Origin of the sequence: Teichococcus wenyumeiae (assembly GCF_003696345.1) — a bacterium.
Taxonomy (GTDB): domain Bacteria; phylum Pseudomonadota; class Alphaproteobacteria; order Acetobacterales; family Acetobacteraceae; genus Pseudoroseomonas; species Pseudoroseomonas wenyumeiae.
Window position 1 is genome coordinate 1 of sequence record NZ_RFLX01000147.1, and the last position, 1,215, is coordinate 1,215.

The following is a 1,215-nucleotide window of genomic DNA, read 5'->3' on the forward strand; positions in this document are numbered from 1 at the left end:
CTCGTCAGCAAGGCCAGTTCACTGCCTCAGGTGCCTGTCAGGCCCGCCAGCACAGCGCAGCAACAGGTTCTTCGAGGTATCCATTCGGCGGTTCCTCTACACCACCAATGCCATCGAGGCGCTGAACTCCAAGCTGCGCCGGGCGGTGCGGGCCCGCAGGCACTTCCCAACCGACGAAACCGCCCTGAAGCTGCTGTTTCTGGTCTTGCACCGGGCGGAGAAGGAGTGGATCATGCCGCCGCGGGAATGGGCCAAGGCCTAGGTCGCCGTGCTGTTCGGTGAACGCTTCACCCACACCATGGCCTGAGCGTGTTCAACCGCTCCGCCCTACACGAAATTCCTGACAATCTCCCAATTTACTGATGCCCGGCCGGCCTCTGGTTACCGCCGCATCACGGCTCTACTCAACCGGGCACGGCGGGCCTCCGGGGCGGGGCCCCTAAACCACAAGAAGGTCTACCGCCTGATGGCGCAGGGAAACCTGCTGCTCCAGCGGCACGGCACCCGGAGACCCATCCGCGTCCACGAGGGCAGCGTTATTGCCCCAGCGTCGAACCTGCGTTGGTCCTCCGACGGCCTGGAAATTCCGTGCTGGAACGGTGGGGTGGTGCGCCTGGCCTTTGCTATCGACACCCATGACCGGGAGATCATCGCCTGGCAGGCCTCTACCGGTGGCATCAGCGGCGAGATGGTGCGCGACATGATGCTTGCCTTTGTTGAGCAGCGGTTCGGCTCCCTGCGGGTGCCCCATCCGGTGCAGTGGCTCGCCCACAATGGCTCCGCCTATACCGCCCGCGAAACGCTGGACTTCGCGACGGCCTCCACCTCGTTCCTTGCTTTACCCCGGTCCGCAGCCCGGAAAGCAACGGGATCAGCGAGGCCTTCGTGAAGACCCTGAAGCGCGACTACGCCCGCATCTGTCCCCGGCCCGATGCCGCTGCAGTCCTCCAGCAGATCCCAGAGTGGATCACCGACTACAACGAGAACCATCCCCACAAAGGCTTGCGCATGCGCTCACCTCGTGAGTTCAACGGAGCCCAGCCTCAACCAGCCTCGTATCCGGTTTGATGGGGGTAACTCCATCTGATCAGCCACGGCGGCCATCCTATCCTGAACATTGCTCGCGTGTTCTGTAAGCGCGGCCTGAATGCCCTTCTTCCCGAGCGTGCCGATGCTGTGCTGCCTTGCCTTCAGGTGGGCAGCTTCGAGCCGACA

The 1,215-nt window shown here is 63.6% G+C and carries 2 protein-coding genes and 1 pseudogene; 2 read left to right on the forward strand and 1 reads right to left on the reverse strand.

Translation table 11 applies throughout. The annotated features are described in order from the left end of the window. The coding region (locus EBE87_RS28265) for a transposase (protein ID WP_233553599.1) at nt 1-262 on the forward strand (262 nt) is incomplete at its 5' end. An 84-nt stretch (nt 263-346) separates the two neighbouring features. Continuing rightward, a pseudogene (locus EBE87_RS28270) lies at nt 347-1,068 on the forward strand (IS3 family transposase); the annotation flags it as partial. Here EBE87_RS28270 and EBE87_RS30240 read toward each other — a convergent pair. Further along, on the reverse strand, nt 1,015-1,215 hold a 201-nt coding region (locus tag EBE87_RS30240; RefSeq protein WP_233553600.1), incomplete at its 5' end, for a hypothetical protein. The pseudogene EBE87_RS28270 and the gene EBE87_RS30240 overlap by 54 nt on opposite strands.